Source organism: Agarivorans sp. OAG1, assembly GCF_037076485.1.
Taxonomy (GTDB): Bacteria; Pseudomonadota; Gammaproteobacteria; order Enterobacterales; family Celerinatantimonadaceae; genus Agarivorans; species Agarivorans albus.
On record NZ_AP028990.1, the window covers coordinates 115,200 to 136,478 of the forward strand.

Consider the following 21,279-nt stretch of genomic DNA (forward strand, 5'->3'; position numbering starts at 1 on the left):
CGCGATTTCACAAAATCAAGATTGCCGGAGTACGTGAATTTTAGCGTCACTTTATTACCCAAATGTAATTATATTACAGATTTTGATGGTTAAATATTCAATATACCTCTTTAGGGTAGTTTAAAGTTGTTATTGATCTACATCATTCTTTTATTTTTGTTACATCTTATTATCCGCGCATTAATCTTATTTTGTCGCTGGAAAATCTATGAGCAAGCTGAAGCTAGTAGTTGTTGGTAACGGTATGGTGGGGCACCGTTATTTAGAAGATTTGGTCGAGAAGGCTGATTTAAGCCAATTCGACGTAACAGTTTTCTGTGAAGAGCCTCGAGTTGCCTACGATCGTGTTCACTTGTCTTCATATTTTTCTCATCACACCGCTGAAGAGCTGTCTCTTGTTAAACATGGCTTCTACGAAAAACACGGCATTGAGGTATTGCTTGGCGAACGTGCTATCAATATCAACCGTGAGCAAAAAGTGGTGTATTCAAGCACTGGCCGTGAGATTGCCTACGACAAACTAGTAATGGCTACGGGTTCTTACCCATGGGTTCCACCGATTAAAGGTAGCGAAAATAAAGACTGCTTTGTTTACCGTACCATTGAAGATTTAAAAGCCATTGAAGCATCTGCTAAAAAGAGTAAGAGCGGTGCCGTTGTAGGTGGCGGTCTATTAGGTCTAGAAGCGGCGGGTGCTTTAAAAGCGCTAGGCGTAGAAACTCATGTTATTGAGTTTGCTCCAGTATTAATGGCCGAGCAGCTCGACCAGCAAGGTGGTTTATTACTGCGCAACAAAATTGAGCGCATGGGTGTGCAAGTGCACACCAGCAAAAACACCTTAGAGATCCAAGCGCAAGGTGAGCATGCTCGTAATACCATGCAATTTGCCGATGAAACCAAGCTAGAAGTTGATTTCATTGTGTTCTCTACCGGTATTCGTCCGCAAGATAAGCTAGCACGTCAATCTGAGCTAAGCATTGCACCTCGCGGCGGTATTGCGATTAACGATCAATGTTTAACTTCAGACGAAAACATCTACGCCATTGGTGAGTGTGCCTCTTGGAACGAGAGTTTCTTTGGTTTAGTGGCACCTGGTTACAAAATGGCGCAGGTAGCGGTAGATCACCTGTTAGGTAACAACGGTGCTTTTGAAGGCGCAGACATGAGTGCCAAGCTTAAGTTACTGGGAGTAAAGGTAGGCAGCATTGGTGATGCTAATGGTCGCACGCCAAACTGTAAGAGTTTTGTTTACCAAAACGATGAAGAGGGTGTGTATAAGCGCCTGATCGTTTCTGAAGACGGCAAAAAACTATTAGGTGCTGTGTTAGTGGGCGATACCGCTGATTACGGCAACTTACTCCAGCTTAAACTTAACGACATTGATTTACCTGAACATCCAGACACGCTTATCTTGCCTGCTCATGCGGGTTCAGAAAAACCTGCAATGGGCGCAGACTCTTTACCTGACTCAGCGGTTATTTGTTCATGCTTCGATGTTACCAAAGGTAAGATAGCTGCAGCAGTGGCCGATGGCCAAACGACGATGGCCGAAATTAAAGCCTCTACTAATGCAGGCACTGGCTGTGGTGGTTGTTTACCGCTAATTGGCCAAGTGCTAAATGCAGAGTTGGCTAAAGCCGGCGTAGAAGTTAATAACCACCTTTGTGAACATTTTGAATACTCACGCCAAGAGTTGTTCCACCTAGTTCGAATTGAAGGCCATAAAAGCTTTGAACAGGTATTAAACAAACACGGTAAAGGTTACGGCTGTGAAGTATGTAAACCAGCCGTTGGCTCTATTTTAGCTTCTTGCTGGGGCGACCACGTATTGGCGCCAGAGTTAGTAAGCCTGCAAGATACCAATGATAACTTCCTTGGCAACATGCAAAAAGACGGCACCTATTCGGTGATTCCACGCATGGCGGGTGGCGAAGTTACTCCTAAAGCACTTGGCGTATTGGCTGAAGTGGCTGAAGAATATGCCCTTTATACCAAGGTGACTGGTGCCCAGCGCATTGGTTTGTTTGGCGCGCAAAAAGATGACCTTCCAAATATTTGGCGCAAGTTAATTGCTGCTGGTTATGAAACCGGCCAAGCCTACGGTAAAGCCTTACGCATGGCTAAAACCTGTGTGGGTAGTACTTGGTGTCGTTTTGGTGTGCAAGACAGTGTTGGTTTGGGCGTAATGCTAGAAAACCGCTACAAAGGCATTCGTACTCCTCACAAAATGAAGTTTGGTGTATCGGGTTGTACCCGCGAATGTGCCGAAGCCCAAGGTAAAGATTTAGGCATTATCGCCACCGATGCGGGCTGGAATATGTACGTAGGCGGTAACGGTGGTATGAAACCACGCCACGGCGATTTACTGGCCGCAGACTTAGACCAAGAAACCCTGATTAAATACGTAGATCGTTTCATGATGTTCTACATTCGCACCGCCGACAAATTACAACGTACTTCGGTTTGGTTAGAGAACCTAGAAGGCGGTGTTGATTACCTGCGTGAAGTAGTTGTAAACGACAAGCTTGGCATTAACCAACAACTAGAAGCCGACGTGGCTAAATTGGTTGCGAGCTATAGCTGTGAGTGGAGCGACACTCTAAACGACGAAGCGCAACTTAAACGTTTTGCTCATTTCATTAATAGCGACCAACGTGATGAAAACGTAGTGTTTGTTAGCGAGCGCGAACAGCATCGCCCGGCTACTTTTGCCGAGAAACACCCACAGGCAAAAGGCGACATTCTACACGTTGAGTTGGAGGCATAATCATGAGTTTCGAAACCGTTTGTAAGTTAAACGATATTACCCCAGGTACCGGTATTTGCGCGCTAGTAAATGGCCAGCAAGTAGCCCTTTTTCGCCCACGTAACAATGAGCAAGTATTTGCCATTAATAACATGGACCCTTTTGCTAATTCGAACGTATTGTCGCGCGGATTGATTTGTGAGCATCAAGGTCAGCTTTGGGTAGCAAGCCCACTTAAAAAGCAACGTTTTAATCTTGAAACCGGCATCTGCCTAGAGAACCCAACGGTCTCGGTAGCGAGCTATAAGGTGCAGATTAAAGCCGACAGTGTTGCGGTGAGTGCATAACAGATTTTATTTTAGAAAATTAAGGAAGCATTATGTCTTACGTAAAACCCGCTGAATTCGTTCAAACCATGATCGATGCCGGTGAAAGCAAAGTATTTATGTCTACTCGCGATACCATTGTGCGCGGCATTATGGCTGGTGCAATTTTAGCGATTGCAGTAGCGGTAGCTATTACCGCAGCAGTGCAAACCGGTATGCCTATTGTGGGTGCTTTAGTATTCCCAGTTGGTTTTTGTATTTTGAACCTTATGGGTTTTGACTTACTAACTGGTGTATTTGCATTAGCGCCATTGTCGCTGTTTGAAAAACGCAAAGGTGTCACCGCTAAAGGGGTGCTTCGTAACTGGCTATTAGTGGGTTTAGGTAACCTTATTGGTGCGGTATCGGTAGCGTTTTTGGTTGCCTTAACCTTTACCATGAACTTTAGTGTTGAGCCTGGCGCAGTAGGCCAAGCCTTTGTTAAAGCTTCAACAGCCCGTACTTTAGGCTTTGCCGAGCATGGCTTAAACGGTTGGATTACGGTGTTTGTTAAAGGCATCTTGTGTAACTGGATGGTGTGTTTAGGTGTAGTTGGCGCAATGACCTCTAAAACCGTTGGCGGTAAAGTATTGGCGATGTGGTTCCCAATCTTCATCTTCTTTGGTTTGGTATTTGAACACGCCGTAGTAAACATGTACCTATTCCCATTAGGCATGATGTTAGGTGCTGAATTTACTATCACCGATTGGTTAGTATGGAACCAAATTCCAGTTACTCTTGGTAACTTGGTTGGTGGCTTATTGGTAACTGGCCTAAGCCTTTACGTTACTCACGGTAAAACCTTGCCACAACGTAACGCTGCTTAAGCACAATACACAGTAGTTTTACCTCAAAATGATAACCCCTTGCTGTTGCTAGGGGTTTTTTTGTATTTGAAGCTTATGAACTGATACTCTACGGTTTTGGCCCTAAGGCCCGCTACACTAAATATAATATTCGCTCTACCAAGTAATAAGGAAACAGACAATGCCCCACTCTTCATCTACCGCTATTAACGAGCTGGGTTTTGTTTCGCTGGTTGGTGCAGGACCTGGTGATCCAGACTTGCTTACCGTAAAGGCGGTGAAGCGCATCCGCACAGCCGATGTGATTGTATTTGACCGTTTGGTGTCGCAAGAGATCCTCGATTTAGCTTCGCCTACCGCAGAGATGGTGTACGTTGGCAAAAAACTTGATCATCACTTTGTACCGCAAGATGAAATTAACCAAATTTTGGTAGACCAAGCCAAGTTAGGCAAACACGTGGTTAGGTTAAAGGGCGGTGACCCGTTTATTTTTGGCCGAGGCGGTGAAGAGTTGCAATCATTAGCAGCCGAAAACTTAGCTTTTGAAGTGGTGCCTGGCATTACTGCCGCGGTGGGCTGTACTGCCTATGCGGGTATTCCACTTACCCATCGCGACCATGCGCAAAGTGTGCAATTTATTACCGGCCATTTAAAACAACATGGTGAAGATATTGATTGGCCTTCCTTAGCGCATTCTAATCACACCTTGGTGTTTTATATGGGCCTTAAGCAGTGTCCAACCATTCAGGCAAATCTGATTAAAAATGGCTTAGCCGATACCACCCCTTGTGCCATTATTGAGCGTGGCGCCACGCCGCAGCAACGCGTGTTAACCGGCAGTTTAGCTGAATTACCAACGTTGGCGCAGCAAGCCGAAAGCCCGTCTTTAATTGTTGTAGGCAGCGTTACAGAGCTGCACAAAGAGCTGGCGTGGTTCGCGCCAGAGTCGGTTTAGCTTAATCCGTGAAAAGCTTGGTCATGTTAAATAGGGTGATTAAAGGGAAGTTAGTGCTTGGATAAGTTTGATCAAAAAATTGTCGCTATGTTAGTGGCCAATGCGCGTACTCCGGTGAGTCAAATTGCTCGACAGGTAAACCTTTCGCGTTCGGCTACCGCCGAGCGCATCGCCAATTTAGAGAGCAGTGGGCAGATCAGTGGCTATCACGCTAGCTTGGGCACCCATAGCGAGCAAGCGCCGATTGCTGCGCATTTAGAGCTGCGCTACAAAGAGCACAATTGTGAAGCTTATGCCGAGATTATGCGCGGCATTCCGGAAATTAAACGCTGTCAGGCCATTTCAGGTGATGTAGATATGTTGCTGTACGTTGAAGTGGCCTCAATGGCTCGCCTAGAAGACATTCGTTTGCAGCTAGAGCAAATGGAAAAAATGGTGATGGTGCGTACGCACATGGTGTTAAGGGAAATGTTTAGTCGCTAAGGATGGCAATGCTACAAATAATAATTGGCTTTCAGTTAGACGAAGAGCGCCATTGGATCGCTCGGTTAGCTTGTGGCCATTATCAACATGTTCGTCACCAGCCGCCATGGCAAAACCGACCGTGGGTGCTTAATTACCAGGGGCGTTTTAGCATGCTTGGCAAAGAGCTCTCCTGTGTTAAATGCCTAGAAAGTGCCCCCCGCGATTGGAATTAATAAATAATTCAAGCCTGTAGATCTATTCCCACTCACTAACCGTTTTAAGAGTAATTGTTAAAACTGGCGTAGATAGATATGCAACTAGCCTCTAGCGTACATCGAAAATACCTCCTGTTACTTAGCCTACTGGCAGGTTTGTGGGGCTGTTCTAGTGCCGATGTTTCCAGTTATGCAGACAACCAACCCACTTTGGTTTTGGAAGATTTTTTTGATGGCCAACTTAGCGCGCATGGCATTGTTAAAAACCGTTCGGGAGAATTGATTCGTTATTTTAACGTAACCATCGACGCCAGCTGGGACGAGCAAGGGGTTGGCACTCTTGATGAGCATTTTGTTTTTGACGATGGCGAAAAGCAGCAACGCATTTGGACTTTGGTTAAGCAGGACGATGGTAGCTACCTTGCCAGTGCTAACGATGTTAGCCAACCCGCAAATATGCACCTGGCAGGCAATGCCTTGTTTATGGACTATGTGCTCACTTTGCAATATAAAGGCAAACCGCTAGATGTGGTGGTTGAAGACAAAATGTATTTGGTTAACTCAACCACCATTGTGAATGAGTCGGTGATGCGAAAATTTGGATTTAAAGTGGGCTCGGTAAGTTTGGTGATTCAAAAACAGTCTTAGCTTGCCTTCACACAAACGACAGCAAAAAAACGTTTCAGCTGTTAAAGCCCTGCAAACTGGGCTAGGTATGTAGTAAGCAATTTAAATTTTAAGAGAGAGCTCTATGAGCAACGTGTCTAAAACAAATGTTTCTAATTTGGCGCCACTGGCCAATAGTTTCCGGCTCGAACCGGCTTTGATTACCATTACCAATTTGCGCTTGCGAACGTATATTGGTTTTAACGAAGAAGAGCTTAGCAAGCAGCAAGACGTGGTGATAAATGCCGAAATTCGTTATCAAGCAAGCAAAGCCTGCGAAGCGGATAGCGAGGATTTAGCACTCAATTACAAAGTAATTACCAAAGCGATGATCGCCCACGTTGAGCAAGGCCACTTTCGCCTGTTGGAAAAACTGTGTGCCGACTTACTTACCCTAGCAATGGATGAACCGCGGGTGATTAACGCCAGCATAACCGTAGATAAACCGCATGCCTTACGATTTGCAGATTCGGTATCGGTGACTTTATCGGGCTCGCGTGATGCCGAGTAAGCTAGCTAACAGCAGTGCACCAGTGCTAATTACTGGCGGCACCCAGCGTTTAGGCTTAGCCATTGCCGAAGATTTGCTGCAGCAAGGTTACTCGGTGATTGTGACTTATCGTAGTGACAAACCTGCGGTACAAGCCTTACGAGATAAAGGTGCAGACTGCATAATTGCCGATTTTAGCGACGAGCAGGGTATTAGCCAGTTTATTGCCTATGTACTCGAGAACTACTCTGCCTTACGTGCTGTTATCCATAATGCTTCGCAGTGGTTAAACAATACCGCGCTAGATAATCAGCACCAATTAATGCAAGCCATGTGGAGTGTGCATGTTAGTGCGCCTTATCAGCTCAATATCGCCTTTGAAGAGCTGTTAAAAAATCATCAAGATCAACACGTTAGCGACATTATTCATATGACGGATTATGTCGCAGATAAAGGCAGCAGCAAGCATATTGCTTATGCGGCCAGTAAAGCGGGTTTGGCTAATTTAACCCATTCTTTTGCCGCTAAGCTTGCACCAGCGGTAAAAGTGAATAGTATTGCGCCCTCGTTGTTAATGTTTAACCAAGATGATCCTCCGGAGTATCGGACCAAGGCCTTGGCAAAATCATTAATGGCACTTGAGCCGGGCGCGAGTGAAGCAGTAGCAGCGGTTAACTACTTGCTGGCTAGCAAATATATAACCGGTCGCACCATCGGCTTAGACGGTGGTCGCCATCTGGTCTAGGGTTAATAGTGTTGTTAACTAAACCGTAGCGGGTGAACCAAGAAACTATCTAAAGGAAGTGATTATGAAAGTAGCGTTAGCTGAAAAACAATTTAGAAAAGACGCTTGCTTGTCACCAGAGGCAATTCAAGTACGCCAAGCGTTGATTGAGAAAGGGATAGAAACTCCCTTAGTGGACAATCAATTAAGCAATGAGCAGAAGTACAATAAGATAAAAGCCTCTTTGACTGATGTAGTGGCTACCTTGGGTTTAGATTTAAGTGATGATAGCTTGGCTGAAACCCCACACCGCATTGCAAAAATGTTTGTTGATGAGGTGTTCTCGGGTTTAGATTATTCGCGCTTCCCGAAAATCAGCATCATTGAAAATAAAATGGCTGTGGAAGAGATGGTGAAGGTGTCAGATATCGCCTTTACCAGCACCTGTGAGCACCATTTTGTTACCATCGATGGCTTGGCGAAAGTTGCTTACATTCCTAAAGACCACATTATTGGTTTGTCAAAAATTAACCGCATTGTGCGCTTCTTTGCGCAGCGTCCGCAGGTACAAGAGCGCTTAACTCAGCAAGTGCTGGTGGCCTTACAAAGTTTATTGGGAACCGAAGACGTAGCTATTAGCATCGAGGCAACCCATTTCTGCGTGAAAGCTCGCGGGGTGATGGACGCAAGCTCAAGCACCCAAACTTCGGCCTACGGCGGCAAGTTTAAAACCAGTAAATCGGCTAGAAGAGAGTTTTTAGCCTAGAAAAAAGCCGGTGATTACACCGGCTTTTTAGTTATTTGTTACCCGAATTAGCAGCTTTGGGTTTGCTAAAGCGGCGGCTGGTCTTATTGGTGCCACCCCCGGTGTGGCGGCGATTTTTTCCGACCGGTTTGTTACCACGTGCATTTTCGCTAGAGCGCTGACCATCTTTATGTTCGCTACGTGGACTTTTAGGCTTCTTCGGCTTTTTAGCTTTTAAGGGGCGAGTATCGCGGGTTACTGGTAACTGGGTGCTTGGTTCAAAACCGGCTACTTCTTTACGTTCTAATAACTGGCCAGTGAGTCGCTCAATGCCAATTAAATCTCCCACTTCATCAGCACATACCAAAGACACTGCCTGACCTGTTGAACCCGCTCGGCCAGTACGGCCAATGCGGTGCACGTAATCTTCGGCCACATTAGGTAAATCAAAGTTCACCACTTGTGGCAATTGATCGATATCTAAGCCACGTGCTGCAATATCGGTGGCAACTAATACTCGTACATCACCACTTTTAAATTCAGCCAGCGCCCGGGTACGTGCGCCTTGGCTTTTATTGCCGTGAATCGCAGCGGCTGAAATCTTGCGCTGTTCTAAATGTTTGGCTAGGCGGTTAGCGCCATGTTTAGTACGGCTAAATACCAATACTTGCTGCCAATCATTATCTTTAATCAGCTGAGTAAGCAGGCCAGACTTTTTACTTTTATCTACCGGTACAATCCACTGTTTTACGGTTTTGGCAGTTGCGTTTGGTGGTGTTACCGATACTTCAATGGGGTCTTTAACCAAGCTTTTGGCCAGTGTTCTAATTTCTTCTGAGAAGGTAGCCGAGAACATTAAGGTTTGGCGCTGTTTTGGCAGCAAGGCCAAAATCTTTCTAATGTCGTGAATAAAGCCCATGTCTAACATGCGGTCAGCTTCGTCAAATATAATCACTTCTAACTGCTGAAAACGAAAGGCGTTTTGCTGGTAAAGATCTAATAAACGGCCAGGGGTTGCTACCAGCACATCAGCGCCACGACGCAGCTTTTGCATTTGCGGATTAATCTTCACTCCACCAAATACTACCGTAGAGCTTAGGTCCATGTTCTTGCCGTAAGTACTCACGCTTTCGCCAACCTGCGCAGCTAGCTCACGTGTTGGGGTAAGCACAAGGGCGCGAACTTGATTGGCGCGTACTTTGGGTCCTTTACTTAACAACTCGAGCAATGGCAAGGTAAAACCTGCTGTTTTACCGGTGCCTGTTTGCGCGGCGGCCATGATGTCTTTGCCTTCTAAAATCACAGGAATGGCTTTGGCTTGAATGGGAGAGGGCGTGTCGTAACCTTGTGCGGCTACGGCGTCTAATAAAGGTTTAGATAAACCCAGGGAGTCAAAGCTCATAGTTGGTCTCTTGTGATAGTAAGTATGGCCGCTAAGTGGCGGGCGTGCAGCTTACAGTAAGTTAGGGTTAAGCGCCAATATTGAGCTAGCAAAAGCGGGCTGCTGAAATCGTGCTAGTCTGAAGGCAATAAAGGGTATTAACGGTATTTTGTTAGGGAGTCACTTAATGAGTATAGCCGAGCGTTTGTTAGAGCTAGGAATTAGTTTACCTAAACCAACAGGCCCAGCTGCCAGTTATAGTAATTGTGTACAAACAGGCAATTTACTTTATGTCTCGGGCAAGGGGCCGGTTGCCGGTTTACAAGAGCCGCCAAAGGGTAAAATTGGCAGAGAGTTTACTCACCAGCAAGGGGCGCAGTTTGCCCGTTTGGCTGGCTTAGATATTTTAGCGGTAGTGCAGCAACATCTAGGTTCATTAGATAGAGTAAGCCAAGTAGTGAAGTTACAGGGTTTCATCAATGCCACCGAGCAATTTGAGCAACACCCAGCTGTGCTAGATGGCTGCTCTAAATTGATGGTGGAAGTATTTGGTGACAAGGGTTTACATGCTCGCTCAGTATTTGGTGCTACGTCGCTGCGCGCCAATTTGCCGTTGGTGATTGATTCTATTTTTGAGGTGAGTGAATAATGGCTTACGATTTGGAATTGGCTGAGCAAATTCGCCAAGCGCTAGCCAGCCAAGTTGAGTTTAGTGAGCGTAAGATGTTTGGTGGCTTGTGCTTTATGGTGGCTGGCCACATGTGTTGTGGCATTGTTGATAAGCAATTAATGGCGCGGGTTGGACCAAATCAATATCAAGACTGCTTACGCTTAGAATTTGCTTCGGAAATGACCTTTACAGGAAAACCAATGAAAGGAATGATCTACGTTTCGCCAGAAGGTTTGCTTGAGGCTAAGCAACGTGAGCAGTGGTTGCAATATTGCCTTAATTTTGTGCACAGCTTGCCGCCAAAGTAATCTTATTCCACGCAATTTAGTTACAAGAGATGATATGCAGCAATTTCCAATTAAAGCTAAAGATGGTCAAGATTTTCTGCTCAGGCTGCTCAATCAGCAAGATGCAGCGGCATTAGGGGCGTTTTTTGTCGCTCTAAGTGAAGCCACTCGCAGTCGCTTTGGGCCTCATCCTTTAAGCAGTGAGTATGCTCAGCATTTGTGTGAAGCGCTTGCCGATGACAGCGCGCAGCGTTGGGTGATTGCCGATGGTGCCGCAGTTGTCGGTTATTTCATCTTTGAGCGGAAAATTTTAGAGCCGGAATACCAGCGCTATTATGTGCAGGGAGTTAGCTTACAAGCAGAACTTGATGTGATACTTGCTCCCTGCATTGCCGATGACTATCAAAACGCTGGGCTTGCCATGGCGGCGATGCAACCATTGATGGCTGAGTTTAAGCGGCAAGGGGCTCGTAGCTTAGTATTGATGGGGGGAACACAGCAGAGTAATCATCGCGCGCGACATTTTTATCAACGTTGCGGCTTTGTTGAATATGGCGGTTTTCAAACCGATGTGTATAACATTGATATGCGCCTTAGCTTGTAATTAGCAGCCACTTGGGCATAGTAGCGGCATTATTGTTTTAAGAGAGAATGCCATGAAAATTTGGGTTGATGCCGACGCCTGTCCAGTGGTGATTAAAGAGATTTTGTTCCGTGCCGCCGAACGAACCCAAATACCGCTTACGTTAGTGGCCAATCAATATATAAAAACACCACCTTCTAAGGTGATTAGTAGTCTGCAAGTTAGTGCGGGTTTTGATGTGGCCGATAATGAGATTGTGGCGCGGGTCGCTGCTGGTGACTTAGTGATTACCTCGGATATTCCTCTAGCCGATGAAGTGATTACCAAGCAGGCTCAAGCCTTAAGTCCGCGAGGTGAACTCTATACAAAAAGTAACATTAAGTCGCGACTAAACATGCGTGACTTTATGGACACAATGCGCTCTAGCGGCGTGCATACCGGTGGCCCTGCTGCACTTAGCCAAGCCGATCGCAAAGCTTTTGCTAGCCATTTAGATTCTATTCTCGCCAAACACCAGTCAGCTAAATAAGCCTGCTAATCGAGAAAATAAAAAGCTTAAGCAAAGGCTTAAGCTTTTGAGTCGTGTAGCTAGGGCCTGTTGATCTTTGCTGATGGTTTTTACAGCAATTTCTTAGCCATTTAGGCAAGGCAGTGAGTGTGAAGTTAAGTGGGCTTAATAATCACTCGCTAACGCTGAATAAATGGCTAAGAAATGCTGCCCCGAAGGGTTCGGATAAGCGAACTTTACTCTTCGTTGAACACTTTTCACTTAGCCCACTAGGTTTCAAAGTGCTCGCCGCGATTAAAGCCCGCTTATCTTGAATAAAATTTCAACACCAAAGATCAACAGGCCCTAATAACTTAATACTTAAAGCGGTTTACTTGAGTCACCATCTGATGGCCCACTTCTAATAAATCTTCGGTGGCTTGTTGTAATTGTTTGCTGTCTTCACTAAGAGATTGCGCACCAAGGCTCAAGGATTCCATATCAGCGGTAACCGCACTGGTAACATTAGATTGCTCTTCACTGGCGCTAGCTATCATGGTGATCATGTCATTTACCGAGTTCATTTCTTGGTTAATTTGCACTAACGATTCGCCAGTGCCTTCGGCAGATGAGATGGTTTGACTGACCATTTCTTTACCGGCTTGGGTAGCTTGGTAAGAGGTTTCTGCCTGGCTTTGTAAATCCCCAATAATCGACTCAATCTCAGAGGTCGATTCGTGAGTTTTACTGGCGAGAGCACGTACTTCGTCGGCAACTACCGCAAACCCTCTGCCAGACTCACCCGCACGGGCCGCTTCAATGGCGGCATTTAAGGCCAGTAAGTTAGTTTGCTCGGCAATGCCTTTAATCACATCTAATACGCTGCCAATGTTGTCACTTACTTGCTTGAGGCTGGTGACTTCATCGGCGGTGCGATCAAGGTTTTTCACTAGCTCGCTTACCTGTGCAATGTTGTCATCAATGGCTTTATGGCCATCCATGGATAATTGGTAAGCCTGCTGGGTGCGAGAAGCGGTGTTTTCGGCATTGCCTGCAATTTCTTTGGTGGCGATGCCTAGTTGCTGCAAGTTGGTTAATGAGGTAGATGTTAGCTCTGTTTGCTCAAAGGTATTGGCGGTGTTTTTGTCGTTAATTACCCGCACGCTCTCAGATACTAGTTCTAGTTGGGTTGCAGCCTCTGCCATATCTTGAACAATACTTTGTACGGTTTCGATAAAGCTATTGAAGTTGTGGCCAAGTTGGCCAATTTCATCTTCGCTGGTTACGGGAATGCGCGCGGTTAAATCGCCATCACCTTGAGCAATGCCTGCCAGTACCTTATTCACATTGGCTAGCGGTGCAATAATCACTTTACGAAGCGCTAGAATCAGCAACACAATAATTAGCGCCGTCATGAAAATAATAGTAAGGATGTCTTCGCTTAACTCATTGCTTAGGGCGCTGTTAATGGCCTGTTTGGTGACGCCAATTTCGATGGTGCCAAGCGGCTTACCATCCCAATCTAAATCAATGCTAATGGTTTCATCTGGGCTAAAGCCAGAGTCGTGATTTTCGGCCATTAGCTTGCCACGCTGATCACTTACCTTGATGCCTGCAATCATCGGCTCATCGATAAAGGCATCAATGGTGGCTTTAATGACATCGAAGTCATACACAAACACCGGTTCTTTAAGAATAATGCTCATCTGTTTAGTGAGGGCTAACTTGTCGTTTTGGTATTGCTGGTTTAACGATGCGCTGCTAAGCCAATATAATGCGCTGATTACAATGACCCCAGACACGAGAATAACAACAACGAGTAGCGAGGCGAGTTTTGCGGTAATCGTTTTCATAAATTATTGTCCAGCCAGTGGGTCAAACCAAATCTTCTGCGGAATGGCATTTACTTTGTCAGTAAGGTAGGGGTTTTCTAAATCAAAAATGGTACGTTTTTCTAGTTTGCCTAGCTCTAAGGCATTCTTTACATCTGGATCATTAAGAAACATTTTTTGATAACTGCCATCTTCAAACATCTGATAAAGAATATCGTTGAGGTGTTTGGCTAAGCTTTGATTGTCTTTTTTCACAAAAAAGAAAAACGGCATTTTGTAGCGCAACATGACATAGCTATCTACTGTTAGGTTATATTTGGCTTCGCGTTTAACTTCGCTCCAAGGTTCAAAAATACCCCGTGGGAAGTAGTCACAACGGTCAGCTTCCAACATGGCAAAAATGTTGCCATAACCCAAGCTCTTAGCCACTTTAATACCGTTAGCTTCAAGAATGGCTGTATCGGCCCACAATTTACCTTGGCAGGGAATATATTGGCGCATTTGCGCAAAGCTGGTCACTTGTTTAAAGGTTTCACTTTTCTCTTGTTCAACAATACCTAAGCGCATACCTAAGGTGCCGCGGTATAGCGGAAAATACACCGCACTTTGTTGTTGCTCGCGGTCGGCCGAAGTGGCTGTCCAAAAAAGGTCAAGTACTCCATCATTTAAATCGGCAACGGTTTTAGCAAAGGAAATTTCGCCAGCATCGCCATAGGGGTAACCTACAGAGTCATAAATATCGCTGCGTTTAACGATTTCTTTGGCCAGCACAAAGGGCAAGGTATTACCGTTTGGCGAGCCGGGAATGTTTAAGGTTTTAGCAGAACATATTGATGATAAAAATATCATCAAAAAGAGAGTCTTGTGCATATAGCCTCCATGCTTTTGTATAGCTTAGATAGGGCAGCATTTGAGGTATACGATAAGATTGCAAAGCGTGACTCAGATCAAATTTATAATTCCTTGATGATTAATTGCTGGGCAATGTAGTGAGAATTAAACATTGCTTGTTACCTTAGTAAGTAAGCGTAGGTTTTGATTATTGTTTTGAGGTAAAAATGGGCAAGAAATTTAGTGCGATGATTCCCCCGCATATTGAGTTTATCGCACAGCAAAAGATGTTTTTTGTGGCTACGGCAGCGGCCGAAGGTAAGGTGAACCTATCACCCAAAGGTATGGACTCGTTTCGGGTGCTTAACCAGCAGCAAATTGTTTGGCTCAATTTAACCGGTAGTGGTAACGAAACAGCCGCTCACTTAAAACAAAACTCGCGTATGACCATTATGTTTTGTGCCTTTGAAGGCAAGCCTGTGATTCTACGATTATATGGTCAAGCTAAAGCGCTACACCGTGGTGATGCTGAGTGGCAGCAATATATTGAGTTGTTTCCAGAGCAAGCAGGAGCACGGCAGCTTTACTTGTTAGACATTGATATGGTGCAAAGCTCGTGTGGCATGTCGGTACCCTTTTATGACTTTGTGGCACAGCGTGACGATTTGGCCAACTGGGCAAGCAAACAAGGAGAGCAGGGCATTAAGCAGTATTGGGCGAAGAAAAATCAACATAGCTTAGATGGTGTTGCTACCGACATCTTGAGCCTTTCGGGTTTTGCTGCTGATACTGAAAATTAGTTTGAGCTATAACTATTTTAGGTTTATTTGTTTAGATCTTTATGTGGTGCATTAATATCTAATAAAGGTGATGCGTCGATGGATTGGGCGTCCATCATTGATGCAATATGCTGCAAAGATGACAAGATTTGCGTTTTTTCCCAGTCTTGCAAGCTTTCAAAGCGCTGAATAAATTCTTCATGTAGCAGTGGCGGTACTGTTGTGAGAATACCTATACCTTGCTCGGTGAGCCGCGGGTTAACAATACGTCGATCGCTTGCGCTGCGAATTCGCTCAATTAATTGGCGCTCTTCTAAACGATTCAAGATAGTTGTAACCGTAGCCTGGCTTAGTGATACCTCATCAGAGAGGTGCTTCACTGTTACGGTTCCTAAATCTTCTATTGCTCTTAAAACCATAACTTGCGGAATGGTTAATCCACAGGCTTTCACAATCCGTTTAGATTGTAGATCGGTCGCGCGAATAATTTTTCGCAAAGAAATGAGAACGTCTTGCCAGTAAGCAGGTTTTTGCATAAGTGGTAGCGGGCCAAATTGGTTTTTTCGGGAGTATATCCCATACTTAAGGCGCAGGGTATACACAGCAGTTAATTTGAACTCTAATTATTTGAAGTGTATGATCCTAGGCGCTAAGAAAGCACACAAAGGGAAGGATAGGGATATGAAGCTAAGATACGCAGCACTGCTTTTGGTGAGCGGTTTTGCTCAAGCAGAAGACAGCTGTGGCAGTGTAACCATTGCCGACATGAACTGGAGTTCTGCAACAGTTATTGCCAATGTAGATAAATTTATTTTAGAACATGGCTACGGCTGTGACGCTGAGTTGGTGCCAGGGGATACCATGCCAACTACCGTCTCTATGATGGAAAAAGGCGAACCAGACATTGCCCCCGAGTTATGGACTAACTCTGCTAAAGAAACGCTAGAACGTGGTGTTGCTGAAAAGCGCTTACGTTTTGCAGGTAAATCATTATCTGACGGCGGCGAAGAAGGCTTTTGGGTTCCTCAATACTTAGTTGACCAATACCCAGAAATCGCCACTATCGAAGGTGTTAAAAAACACGCTAAATTATTTGTTCACCCAGAAAGCAAAGAGCTTTCTGGCTTCTATGGCTGTCCAGCTGGCTGGAACTGCCAAATCTCTGCCAACAACCTCTTTAACGCTTTAGAACTTGAAAAATCAGGTTTTGAATTGATTGATCCAGGCTCAGGCGCGGGCTTATCTGGCTCAATTGCAAAAGCCTACGCTCGTGAGCAAGGTTGGTTTGGTTACTACTGGGCACCTACCGCAGTGCTAGGTAAATACAAAATGGTTAAAGTGGATACTGGTAATGGTATCGACGAGCAAGAATTCTTGACTTGTACTACTCAAGAAGACTGTGAAAACCCTAAAGTAACTATGTACCCACCTTCAGCTGTACATTCGGTTACTACTGAAGATTTTGCTAGCAAAGCACCTGCTGCTTATGAATACATCACTAAGCGTTCGTTTACTAATGCGCAAATGAACGAGTTATTGGCATGGATGGAAGATAACCAAGCCGATGGTGATGCCGCTATGTATCACTACCTAAGTGAGAATCCAGAAAGTTGGAAGGCTTGGGTGCCAGAAGATGTTGCCGCTAAGGTAAGTAAAGCCCTAGCCAGTATGTAGTTTAAGTACAAAAAGGCCAACCTTAGGTTGGCCTTTCGCGTTTTTATATAGAGGTAGTTTGTTATGGCGGATTCGTCATGGTTGGAACGTTTTCCACAAATGAGTCGAGCCGATCTCACCGTTATTCGTAAGTCTTTAGATGGTGCTTATCGTAATTTTTCCCGCGAGTATGGCGAGGCCATCGAATCGTTTTTTGATCCCCTGCTGCAGTTTTTAGTTTGGTTTGAAAAATTGCTAATCACCACGCCTTGGTGGTTGGTACTTATTGTTTGTGCCGGATTAGTGTATTTAGCCAGTCGCTCTTGGAAGTTGGTAATTGGTTCAGTGGTATCGCTGTTGTTGGTGGGCTACTTTGGCATGTGGGAAGACATGATGCGAACTATGAGCATTATTACGGTCTGTACCATGCTGGCAATCGCCTTGGGCATACCCATCGGTATTATTATGGCTCGCTCCAATCGTGCCCAAGCCATTATCACGCCTATGCTCGATGTGATGCAGACGCTGCCTGCCTTTGTGTACTTAATTCCAGTAGTGATGCTGTTAGGTATTGGCAAAATACCGGGTGTGATTGCGGTGGTTATTTACGGCATTCCCCCAGTTATTCGCTTAACCAATCTGGGTATTCGTTTAGTGGATAAAGAAGTACTAGAAGCCGCCACTGCTTATGGCGCTAGCACCTGGCAACGTTTATTTGGGGTGCAAATGCCTCTCGCAATGCCAACTATTATGGCCGGGATTAACCAAACTATTATGATGGCCTTATCAATGGTAGTTATTGCCTCAATGATTGGGGTAAAAGGCTTAGGCCAGCCAGTATTAAAATCTATTACTAACCAATATTTCACCTTGGGTTTACTTAACGGTTTAGCCATTGTTGCTTTAGCGATTATCTTTGACCGTGTGTCGCAAGCCTACGCTAAGCGCACCCAAGCTCACCTTCAAGGACTAAAGCATGACTGAGCCGCTCGTTAAAATTCAGGGCTTGTACAAGCTATTTGGTGAGAATCCTAAACAGGTAATGCCGCGGGTTAAAGCCGGAGAAAGCAAAGACAAAATCTTAGCTGATACCGGCCACACGCTAGGCCTAAAAGATATTAACCTTGAGATTCAACAGGGTGAGATTTACGTCATTATGGGCTTATCGGGTTCGGGTAAATCTACCCTTATTCGTCACTTCAATCGCTTAATCGACCCTACTGAAGGGGTGATTAGCATTGAAGGCACCGACGTGATGAAGTTGAGCTCTAAAGAGTTACAAGATTTTCGTCGTCATAAAATGTCGATGGTATTTCAACGCTTTGGTTTAATGCCACATCGCACCGTGATTGAAAACGTAGCCTATGGCTTAACTGTACAAGGTGTAGCTAAAGAGCAACGCTTAGCTAAAGCTCAAGAGTGGTTAGATACTGTAGGTTTAAATGGTTACGAGCAGCAATATCCGGCGCAACTTTCTGGCGGACAACAGCAGCGGGTTGGTTTAGCTCGCGCTTTGTGTACCGATGCAGAGATACTGTTGATGGACGAAGCCTTTTCAGCTCTTGATCCGCTGATCCGCAGTGAAATGCAAGATCAGCTCATCGAGCTACAAGAAACCTTGCACAAAACCATTATCTTTATTACTCATGATTTAGATGAAGCACTACGTTTGGGCGACAAAATTGCCATCCTTAAAGACGGTGAAGTGGTTCAGCAAGGCACGCCAGACGACATTTTGCTGCACCCAGCAACAGATTACGTTGAAGCTTTTGTTAAAGACGTGAACAGAGCTCGCGCCTTAACGGTAGAAACCGTGATGCAGCCACCTGCTCGTCGGATTACGGCCGATACCATCAGTGAAGCCTTACAGCAGATGAAGAAAATCAAGGGGGATTATGCCTACCACGTAACCGAAGAAGGTTATCAAGGCATTGTTACTCAAGATGCTTTAGAAGAAGCTTCAATCAACAAAGATAATGAGCAGTTTGAATCTTGTGAGTATCAAGATGTGCCTACGGTTTCACCTGATGCGATCATTGAAAGTGTACTTACCGAGAGCTTAGAAACCGAGTTCTCGTTACCGGTGGTAGATGAAGATGGCAACCTTAAGGGTGAGTTAACCCGTAGCTCTGTGGCCGAGGTGTTTGCAGACCCTGACACTGAAGAAGAAACTGCCAGCGCAGCCTCGAAATAATATTGTCAAACAGCCTTGTTAGAGTCCTTCTAACAAGGCTTTGATTTTTCTACAGTATAAAGCTTAATACTAGGAGATGGTTTTGAGTTTTACGATTCATCCCATTGATGCCTCTCATAACCAAGCAGTTAAACAGCTGATTCAGCGTGGCGGCCGTGAATTTGGCGCTATTGGTGATGGCTTTGGACCTTCTGATTCAGAAGTAGAAGCAATGAGCCTGAACTACTGTGAGCCTCAACGGGGTTATTGGGTGGCATTGCAGCAAAACCAAGTTGTAGGCTGTGGAGGTATTGCAGAATTAGACGATGCTTCAAAAACCTGTGAGCTACGTAAGCTATTTGTTAATCCACAATGCCGAGGCCAAGGTATTGGTAAGGCCCTAGCCAAGCATTGTTTACAAGAAGCAAAACAACGTGGTTATCAGCAGTGCTACTTAGATACTTTAAGCACCATGGAGTCGGCTATTGCCTTGTACCAGTCTTTAGGTTTTAACCATTTGTCAGAGCCTTTTGTTAATAGCATTCACAGCGGTTGTGATGTGTGGATGATGAAAACACTGTAAATATTTTATCGAGAGAAGCAATGCGTATTCAGTTATTCGAGCCTCAAGATGATTTAGCCAAACTTGCCGACGTAATGTTGTTGCTTCGCCCCAGCTTTAGTAAGGAGCAGTTGATTGAGCAAATCAGCTTACAGCTGCAGCAGGGCTATCAATTGGCTTATTTAACCATGGATGAGCAAGTGGCTGCGGTGGCTGGTTTTGTTATCGGCTGGAAGCTGTCTTGGGGAAAGCATTTGTATTTAGATGATCTAGTCACGATAGAAAACGCACGCTCTAAAGGAGTTGGTTTGCAGTTGCTACAGTGGTTGGAAAATTACGCTAAACAACAGGGTTGCGAGCAGTTTCATTTAGGCTCTGGTGTGCAGCGCTTTGGTGCGCACCGCTTTTACTTACGTAATGGTTTTGATATTAAGAGCCATCATTTTACTAAGCAATTAGGGTAGGCTGAGTGAAAGAATCAGTGTAGTCAGAGCGATATAAAGAGCAGCCATTGGCTGCTCTTTTTTATCTAGCGCATAGCCAAATCAAAATGGCCAGTAGTACATAAGTGCTGCATGCGATCATAAGTGGCGGTAAAGCCTTTAAGCGATATTGCCTTTCTATCTAGTTTTAAGTTTCCAGTGGTAATAGCTTGCTCACTAAATAACAAGTATCTGCCTTGTTTTAGTTGTTCAACTTGCTCCATCGAACTCAAGCTATAGTTAACTTGGCTAAGAGTAGTTTTAAGTGCTTGGTTATCAACAGATACATGTTGGCTTGGGCCATTTAGTAGGTTGTGTTTAACCGAAACGCTACCATCATTGGCGCAGCTTAGTTTTAAAACTGCATAGCCATCGACGATACCAACTAACCCACGGATTCCCGCTGGGCGCTTACCTTTACTAGTGGTATAGCTTTGATAGTTTATTTGGGCATTGGCATTGATAAACTCCGCAGGAGTGGTTTCTACCAAATGGCTATTAAATGCCCATGATTGAAAAGACAGCGTGCTAAGCAATCCAATCATTGTTGCTAATGTTCTCACGAAAGTTCCTTGATAAATATCTTTATAATTCGTTTAATTATTAGCCTGTTTTTCCGTTTTGATTGAAATATACAGAAGCTAAAAAGTGCATTCAAGTTTGTATGACAAATTCGTGAGCTTTTTAATTAAACTGTGTTAGCGCTAACGTTTTGAGGCGATTTTTTGCTCTGAGCAGAGTGTTTCTACTCGTTGGTAAGTTTCTGAAAAACCGGCAAGTGAAATGGTAGATGCTGGAATGCTAAGGTTGCCGATGTTAATACTTGCGTGAGTAAGCTGAAAGCTCTTTTGATTGTTTAAGGCATTAGTTTGTTTAGGGCTAAATACCTGATTAAAAGGTGGAAAAGCTTGTTGGTTGTTTAGTCGAGCGTTGTTATTGCTAACTAGGTTATGGTGTACTTGAACGCTGCCATCTGCCGCACAGTTGATCTTTAAGATTGCGTAGTTCTCAACATGTCCAACTAAGCCTTCAATACGTACCCTAAATGGCCCTTTGCTGGTGTTTTGATATAAATAGTTAACTTGGGCGTTCTCGTTGATTCGCTCATTAGGCAAAGGGTGAAGTTTGTAACTATTGAACGCTAGGCTGGGGTTTGAGCTTATTATAAGTATAAGCATTAGTGTGAGTCGCATGTCTAGTCCCTGAAATTCTGGAGTAATTCTCCAACTTATTGATTAACTTCCGTTAAAGCGTTTGCTTAAATGGGGTTTCATAATATTAAAGCCAAGAATTGTGACAGTTAAGATAATTAGGTCAATCCAATATGTAAAAAGGTAATTGTGTTGAAAAACCGTTGCTTATTTAGGCTGTAAGTTTGACTG

General features: G+C 44.7%; 26 protein-coding genes. 20 read left to right on the forward strand and 6 right to left on the reverse strand.

The annotated features are described in order from the left end of the window. The first annotated feature begins 208 nt into the window (after positions 1-208). The 10 genes from nirB to folE all read left to right on the forward strand — a co-directional run bounded on the left by nirB (position 209) and on the right by folE (position 8,198). Positions 209-2,767, forward strand: a complete 2,559-nt coding sequence (gene nirB, locus OAG1_RS00550) for a nitrite reductase large subunit NirB (RefSeq protein ID WP_338623082.1) — start codon at positions 209-211, stop codon at positions 2,765-2,767. Further along, on the forward strand, positions 2,767-3,093 hold the full coding sequence (gene nirD / locus OAG1_RS00555) for a nitrite reductase small subunit NirD (RefSeq protein ID WP_246611979.1): 327 nt from the start codon (positions 2,767-2,769) through the stop codon (positions 3,091-3,093). Before nirB ends, nirD begins: the two co-directional genes overlap by 1 nt. A 32-nt stretch (positions 3,094-3,125) precedes the next feature. Next, positions 3,126-3,938: a formate/nitrite transporter family protein gene (locus tag OAG1_RS00560; protein ID WP_338623084.1), complete on the forward strand. Its 813-nt coding sequence runs from the start codon at positions 3,126-3,128 to the stop codon at positions 3,936-3,938. Positions 3,939-4,098: 160 nt separating this feature from the next. Beyond that, positions 4,099-4,872 carry a uroporphyrinogen-III C-methyltransferase gene (gene cobA / locus OAG1_RS00565; RefSeq protein ID WP_338623086.1) on the forward strand — a complete coding sequence of 258 codons (774 nt, stop codon included), beginning with the start codon at positions 4,099-4,101 and terminating at the stop codon, positions 4,870-4,872. Between the two features lie 57 nt (positions 4,873-4,929). Next, on the forward strand, positions 4,930-5,355 hold the full coding sequence (locus OAG1_RS00570; protein WP_016399988.1) for an Lrp/AsnC family transcriptional regulator: 426 nt from the start codon (positions 4,930-4,932) through the stop codon (positions 5,353-5,355). Between the two features lie 8 nt (positions 5,356-5,363). Continuing rightward, a complete protein-coding gene (locus OAG1_RS00575; protein ID WP_338623088.1) occupies positions 5,364-5,570 on the forward strand; it encodes a DUF3565 domain-containing protein in 207 nt (68 codons plus the stop codon). A gap of 78 nt (positions 5,571-5,648) precedes the next feature. Next, entirely contained in the window at positions 5,649-6,200 is a 552-nt protein-coding gene (locus OAG1_RS00580; RefSeq protein ID WP_338623089.1) for a DUF3833 domain-containing protein, read from the forward strand. 103 nt (positions 6,201-6,303) lie between these two features. Further along, entirely contained in the window at positions 6,304-6,729 is a 426-nt protein-coding gene (folX, locus tag OAG1_RS00585) for a dihydroneopterin triphosphate 2'-epimerase (RefSeq protein WP_227981481.1), read from the forward strand. Next, positions 6,719-7,453 (forward strand): dihydromonapterin reductase, encoded by a 735-nt coding sequence (gene folM / locus OAG1_RS00590; RefSeq protein ID WP_338623090.1) that lies wholly within the window; start codon positions 6,719-6,721, stop codon positions 7,451-7,453. The genes folX and folM overlap by 11 nt, the downstream gene beginning before the upstream one ends. Before the next feature lie 64 nt (positions 7,454-7,517). Further along, a complete protein-coding gene (gene folE, locus OAG1_RS00595) occupies positions 7,518-8,198 on the forward strand; it encodes a GTP cyclohydrolase I FolE (RefSeq protein ID WP_016399983.1) in 681 nt (226 codons plus the stop codon). 31 nt (positions 8,199-8,229) lie between these two features. Here folE and OAG1_RS00600 read toward each other — a convergent pair whose 3' ends face one another. Then, on the reverse strand, positions 8,230-9,579 hold the full coding sequence (locus OAG1_RS00600; protein ID WP_338623091.1) for a DEAD/DEAH box helicase: 1,350 nt from the start codon (positions 9,577-9,579) through the stop codon (positions 8,230-8,232). Between the two features lie 166 nt (positions 9,580-9,745). Here OAG1_RS00600 and OAG1_RS00605 point away from each other — a divergent pair, with 166 nt between their 5' ends. The 4 genes from OAG1_RS00605 to OAG1_RS00620 are packed head-to-tail and all read left to right on the forward strand — an operon-like array spanning position 9,746 to position 11,627. After that, entirely contained in the window at positions 9,746-10,207 is a 462-nt protein-coding gene (locus tag OAG1_RS00605; protein ID WP_338623092.1) for a RidA family protein, read from the forward strand. Further along, entirely contained in the window at positions 10,207-10,536 is a 330-nt protein-coding gene (locus OAG1_RS00610) for a TfoX/Sxy family protein (protein WP_338623093.1), read from the forward strand. The genes OAG1_RS00605 and OAG1_RS00610 overlap by 1 nt, the downstream gene beginning before the upstream one ends. 34 nt (positions 10,537-10,570) lie before the next feature. Then, complete coding sequence (locus tag OAG1_RS00615) at positions 10,571-11,119, forward strand: GNAT family N-acetyltransferase (protein WP_338623094.1); 549 nt, start codon at positions 10,571-10,573, stop codon at positions 11,117-11,119. Between the two features lie 52 nt (positions 11,120-11,171). After that, positions 11,172-11,627: a YaiI/YqxD family protein gene (locus tag OAG1_RS00620; RefSeq protein ID WP_016399978.1), complete on the forward strand. Its 456-nt coding sequence runs from the start codon at positions 11,172-11,174 to the stop codon at positions 11,625-11,627. Between the two features lie 332 nt (positions 11,628-11,959). Here OAG1_RS00620 and OAG1_RS00625 read toward each other — a convergent pair whose 3' ends face one another. After that, positions 11,960-13,438: a methyl-accepting chemotaxis protein gene (locus OAG1_RS00625; RefSeq protein ID WP_051147543.1), complete on the reverse strand. Its 1,479-nt coding sequence runs from the start codon at positions 13,436-13,438 to the stop codon at positions 11,960-11,962. A gap of 3 nt (positions 13,439-13,441) precedes the next feature. Next, the gene (locus OAG1_RS00630) at positions 13,442-14,287 is read right to left on the reverse strand and encodes a hypothetical protein (protein WP_338623097.1); all 846 of its coding nucleotides are present in this window, start codon (positions 14,285-14,287) and stop codon (positions 13,442-13,444) included. 188 nt (positions 14,288-14,475) lie between these two features. Here OAG1_RS00630 and OAG1_RS00635 point away from each other — a divergent pair, with 188 nt between their 5' ends. Then, on the forward strand, positions 14,476-15,048 hold the full coding sequence (locus OAG1_RS00635; protein WP_338623099.1) for a pyridoxamine 5'-phosphate oxidase family protein: 573 nt from the start codon (positions 14,476-14,478) through the stop codon (positions 15,046-15,048). A 23-nt stretch (positions 15,049-15,071) separates the two neighbouring features. Here OAG1_RS00635 and OAG1_RS00640 read toward each other — a convergent pair whose 3' ends face one another. Continuing rightward, on the reverse strand, positions 15,072-15,563 hold the full coding sequence (locus OAG1_RS00640) for a MarR family transcriptional regulator (RefSeq protein WP_016399974.1): 492 nt from the start codon (positions 15,561-15,563) through the stop codon (positions 15,072-15,074). A 145-nt stretch (positions 15,564-15,708) separates the two neighbouring features. Here OAG1_RS00640 and OAG1_RS00645 point away from each other — a divergent pair, with 145 nt between their 5' ends. The 5 genes from OAG1_RS00645 to OAG1_RS00665 all read left to right on the forward strand — a co-directional run bounded on the left by OAG1_RS00645 (position 15,709) and on the right by OAG1_RS00665 (position 19,879). Continuing rightward, the gene (locus tag OAG1_RS00645) at positions 15,709-16,701 is read left to right on the forward strand and encodes an ABC transporter substrate-binding protein (protein ID WP_152783869.1); all 993 of its coding nucleotides are present in this window, start codon (positions 15,709-15,711) and stop codon (positions 16,699-16,701) included. 63 nt (positions 16,702-16,764) lie between these two features. Continuing rightward, a complete protein-coding gene (locus OAG1_RS00650) occupies positions 16,765-17,664 on the forward strand; it encodes a proline/glycine betaine ABC transporter permease (protein WP_016399972.1) in 900 nt (299 codons plus the stop codon). Next, positions 17,657-18,874: a glycine betaine/L-proline ABC transporter ATP-binding protein gene (locus tag OAG1_RS00655; RefSeq protein WP_152783867.1), complete on the forward strand. Its 1,218-nt coding sequence runs from the start codon at positions 17,657-17,659 to the stop codon at positions 18,872-18,874. The genes OAG1_RS00650 and OAG1_RS00655 overlap by 8 nt, the downstream gene beginning before the upstream one ends. A 76-nt stretch (positions 18,875-18,950) precedes the next feature. Then, complete coding sequence (locus OAG1_RS00660; RefSeq protein WP_338623105.1) at positions 18,951-19,436, forward strand: GNAT family N-acetyltransferase; 486 nt, start codon at positions 18,951-18,953, stop codon at positions 19,434-19,436. A 20-nt stretch (positions 19,437-19,456) separates the two neighbouring features. After that, positions 19,457-19,879, forward strand: a complete 423-nt coding sequence (locus OAG1_RS00665; protein WP_338623107.1) for a GNAT family N-acetyltransferase — start codon at positions 19,457-19,459, stop codon at positions 19,877-19,879. A gap of 65 nt (positions 19,880-19,944) precedes the next feature. Here the strand turns inward: OAG1_RS00665 and OAG1_RS00670 are convergent, their stop codons facing one another. Together OAG1_RS00670 and OAG1_RS00675 are read right to left on the reverse strand one after the other, a co-directional pair. After that, positions 19,945-20,460, reverse strand: coding sequence for a hypothetical protein (locus OAG1_RS00670; protein ID WP_338623109.1), 516 nt, complete (start codon positions 20,458-20,460; stop codon positions 19,945-19,947). Positions 20,461-20,601: 141 nt separating this feature from the next. Next, entirely contained in the window at positions 20,602-21,090 is a 489-nt protein-coding gene (locus tag OAG1_RS00675) for a hypothetical protein (protein WP_338623111.1), read from the reverse strand. Between the last annotated feature and the right edge of the window lie 189 nt (positions 21,091-21,279).

Excerpts from the sequence above, each read along its gene's own strand:
- OAG1_RS00660 (WP_338623105.1), top strand. The coding sequence starts at position 18,951 with ATGGTTTTGAGTTTTACGATTCATCCCATTGATGCCTCTCATAACCAA.
- OAG1_RS00605 (WP_338623092.1), top strand. The coding sequence starts at position 9,746 with ATGAGTATAGCCGAGCGTTTGTTAGAGCTAGGAATTAGTTTACCTAAA.
- folX (WP_227981481.1), top strand. The coding sequence starts at position 6,304 with ATGAGCAACGTGTCTAAAACAAATGTTTCTAATTTGGCGCCACTGGCC.
- OAG1_RS00645 (WP_152783869.1), top strand. The coding sequence starts at position 15,709 with ATGAAGCTAAGATACGCAGCACTGCTTTTGGTGAGCGGTTTTGCTCAA.
- OAG1_RS00560 (WP_338623084.1), top strand. The coding sequence starts at position 3,126 with ATGTCTTACGTAAAACCCGCTGAATTCGTTCAAACCATGATCGATGCC.
- OAG1_RS00650 (WP_016399972.1), top strand. The coding sequence starts at position 16,765 with ATGGCGGATTCGTCATGGTTGGAACGTTTTCCACAAATGAGTCGAGCC.
- OAG1_RS00635 (WP_338623099.1), top strand. The coding sequence starts at position 14,476 with ATGGGCAAGAAATTTAGTGCGATGATTCCCCCGCATATTGAGTTTATC.
- OAG1_RS00655 (WP_152783867.1), top strand. The coding sequence starts at position 17,657 with ATGACTGAGCCGCTCGTTAAAATTCAGGGCTTGTACAAGCTATTTGGT.
- OAG1_RS00620 (WP_016399978.1), top strand. The coding sequence starts at position 11,172 with ATGAAAATTTGGGTTGATGCCGACGCCTGTCCAGTGGTGATTAAAGAG.
- OAG1_RS00615 (WP_338623094.1), top strand. The coding sequence starts at position 10,571 with ATGCAGCAATTTCCAATTAAAGCTAAAGATGGTCAAGATTTTCTGCTC.
- OAG1_RS00625 (WP_051147543.1), bottom strand. The coding sequence starts at position 13,438 with ATGAAAACGATTACCGCAAAACTCGCCTCGCTACTCGTTGTTGTTATT.
- nirB (WP_338623082.1), top strand. The coding sequence starts at position 209 with ATGAGCAAGCTGAAGCTAGTAGTTGTTGGTAACGGTATGGTGGGGCAC.
- cobA (WP_338623086.1), top strand. The coding sequence starts at position 4,099 with ATGCCCCACTCTTCATCTACCGCTATTAACGAGCTGGGTTTTGTTTCG.
- OAG1_RS00640 (WP_016399974.1), bottom strand. The coding sequence starts at position 15,563 with ATGCAAAAACCTGCTTACTGGCAAGACGTTCTCATTTCTTTGCGAAAA.
- OAG1_RS00665 (WP_338623107.1), top strand. The coding sequence starts at position 19,457 with ATGCGTATTCAGTTATTCGAGCCTCAAGATGATTTAGCCAAACTTGCC.
- folM (WP_338623090.1), top strand. The coding sequence starts at position 6,719 with ATGCCGAGTAAGCTAGCTAACAGCAGTGCACCAGTGCTAATTACTGGC.
- folE (WP_016399983.1), top strand. The coding sequence starts at position 7,518 with ATGAAAGTAGCGTTAGCTGAAAAACAATTTAGAAAAGACGCTTGCTTG.
- OAG1_RS00600 (WP_338623091.1), bottom strand. The coding sequence starts at position 9,579 with ATGAGCTTTGACTCCCTGGGTTTATCTAAACCTTTATTAGACGCCGTA.
- OAG1_RS00575 (WP_338623088.1), top strand. The coding sequence starts at position 5,364 with ATGCTACAAATAATAATTGGCTTTCAGTTAGACGAAGAGCGCCATTGG.
- OAG1_RS00580 (WP_338623089.1), top strand. The coding sequence starts at position 5,649 with ATGCAACTAGCCTCTAGCGTACATCGAAAATACCTCCTGTTACTTAGC.
- OAG1_RS00630 (WP_338623097.1), bottom strand. The coding sequence starts at position 14,287 with ATGCACAAGACTCTCTTTTTGATGATATTTTTATCATCAATATGTTCT.
- OAG1_RS00610 (WP_338623093.1), top strand. The coding sequence starts at position 10,207 with ATGGCTTACGATTTGGAATTGGCTGAGCAAATTCGCCAAGCGCTAGCC.
- OAG1_RS00675 (WP_338623111.1), bottom strand. The coding sequence starts at position 21,090 with ATGCGACTCACACTAATGCTTATACTTATAATAAGCTCAAACCCCAGC.